Consider the following 2,299-nt stretch of genomic DNA (forward strand, 5'->3'; position numbering starts at 1 on the left):
CACCGGCGGTCGCGGCCGCCGGCTGGCCGGGCGCCGGTGCCGAGTCTGCGGGACAGGTCCGCGCGTCGAACCTGCTCCTGTACCAGGTGGGCAGGGATCCCGGCACCGATCCCGACACGCTCACGGAGATCTTCGATCAGTTCAACTTGGAGTATTCCCACGACGCCTGGCGCGTGGGGCTGCGCACGGAGAGCTTCCGGCCATCGCGAGACGACGGCTTCATATCCTCCGCCTACGACGAGATCACGCAGAAATTCGTGGACTGGCGCGACGACGGGATCCACCTGCGCGTCGGCAGCGGCTACGCCACCCTGGGACGGGGTCTGCTCTTTCGCGCCTTCGAGCTGACCGGCGTCGTCCAGGACGCCGTCTTCCCGCCCTCGAAGTACGTGGACAGCCGCGACCTCGACGGCTTCGTCCTTGAAGCGGACCGCGGCCCCGTGCGCGCGACGGTGCTGGCGGGCGAACCCGTGCGTTACCCGGAGTTCCCCCACGGCCTCGCGGACTTTTCGCTGCCGCGGCGGCAGGGCTCCGTCAGCGGCGGGCACGCCGCGTTCAGATTGCACCGCGGCCTCGAGGTCGGCGCGGGTTACCTGCGGACCGAGATGATCGCCGCCGACGGGCTGGAGGAGCTGGGCGGCGCCGACCTGACGCTGCGCCTGTCCCCCCTGGTCCCAGCGCTGAGCGCGAGCGGCGCCGAGGCCAGCTTCTACATGGAATATGCCGGCCGCGGCTGGCGCCCCCTCTCGGACGGGCTCGACACGGGCGATGAGACGCCTCACGCCCTCTACACCGCCACCGAGCTCAGCTACGGCCGCTGGGGCCTCAGCTTCGAGACCAAGGACTACCGGGACTTCGCGATCGGGGTGAACGATCCGCCGAATCTCGTCCCCGAGATGCGCCAGCACCTGCTCAACCGCATGTCGCACTTCCTGCTGCAGAACGACGAGCGCGGGCATCAGATATCGGCGATGGGCGCCCTGCCGGGCGACTGGACCGTGCAGCTCGAATCGGCGCACGCCATGAACCAGGTCAACGGACCGCGCGACTACCGCCTGAACTTCATCGGACTGGAGAGCCCGGCGCACGCGGCGACGCGGGGCGAGATCTTCGCCGCCGTGGGCCAGGACGAGGTCGAGAGCATCGCCGACCACTGGACGGTGGGCGGTTCGGTGGATCGCGACCTCGGCGAGCTGCTGGCCCTGCTCGTCTCGTTCGAATACCAGAAGGTCAAACGCGAGATCTTCGACACGGAAGAGCGATTCGAGAACATCTTCTGCAGCGCGGGCGTCAGCCGCGCAGGTGTGGGTTCGGTGGGCGTGACGGCCGAATTCTCCAACGATCCGGCCGAGAAGGACGACGGCCTGACCTACGATGTCATCGAGTCCGCGCCACGCCGCTGGCTGGGCGCCTACGCGACGCTGCTGATCGGCACCAGCCACGAGGCCAGCGTCTTCGCCGGACAGCGGCGCGGCGGCACGGCCTGCACCTCCGGCACCTGCTATCTCGTCCCCGACTTCAACGGCCTGGAGATGAGGATTACCAGCCGCTTATGAGGTATACGGCGCACGAATCCACTTGTGCATTTTCATAATACTTGATATATTCGTGCTGTTGGGCGAATAAGGCCCTCGTATCAAACCTGCCAGGTCCTGCCTCCGGTTCCCGATCGGTCCCGCGTCAGTCCCCGGCGAAGCAAAGGATGAGATTCAGTGAAGATCTACGTTGGCAACCTCAATTTCCGTACGACCGAAGACGAGATCCGCAACCTCTTCGGCCAGTATGGTCAGGTCGATGACGTCGCCCTGATCACCGATCGCGATACCGGGCGCCCCCGCGGCTTCGGTTTCGTGGAGATGGCCGAGGACGATTCCGGTCGCCGCGCCATCGAAGAGTTGAACGGCAAGGAAGTTGACAGCCGCGCGCTGACGGTCAACGAGGCCCGCCCCCGCGAGCCCCGGCGTCCCCGTCCCGCCTGGTAGTCAGACTCGAAATCGCGAAATCGACACCCCTCGCCCCGCGGCGAGGGGTGTTTTTTCATGGCTCTTCCGGTTCTTGCGTAGTTGAGGGTTGAAAAAATGTGGACATGCCAGTCTCCTATGAAGTTACGACGCTTCAGCAAGGAGGCAAACGAAGCATGTCCACGTCCTTACTCTACCACGGATGGGGTCTGCAGGACTACCAGCATGTCAGGGCACTGTTCGATGGCGGCCGGATCACCTTTCGGATCGCCCACAAGCCCGGGAGCTTGCGCTGTGCGTCCTGCGGCTCCTTTGACGTCATCAACAGCGGCCAGCAA

General features: G+C 65.7%; 2 protein-coding genes. Both read left to right on the plus strand.

Annotated features, from left to right (window positions below):
• A partial coding sequence (locus tag KJ554_00580) for a hypothetical protein (protein ID MBU0740825.1) occupies positions 1-1,556 on the plus strand: 1,556 nt, incomplete at its 5' end.
• 156 nt (positions 1,557-1,712) lie between these two features.
• Positions 1,713-1,982, plus strand: coding sequence for an RNA-binding protein (locus tag KJ554_00585; protein ID MBU0740826.1), 270 nt, complete (start codon positions 1,713-1,715; stop codon positions 1,980-1,982).
• Positions 1,983-2,299 lie beyond the last annotated feature (317 nt).

Source organism: bacterium (assembly GCA_018814885.1).
Taxonomy (GTDB): domain Bacteria; phylum Krumholzibacteriota; class Krumholzibacteriia; order LZORAL124-64-63; family LZORAL124-64-63; genus JAHIYU01.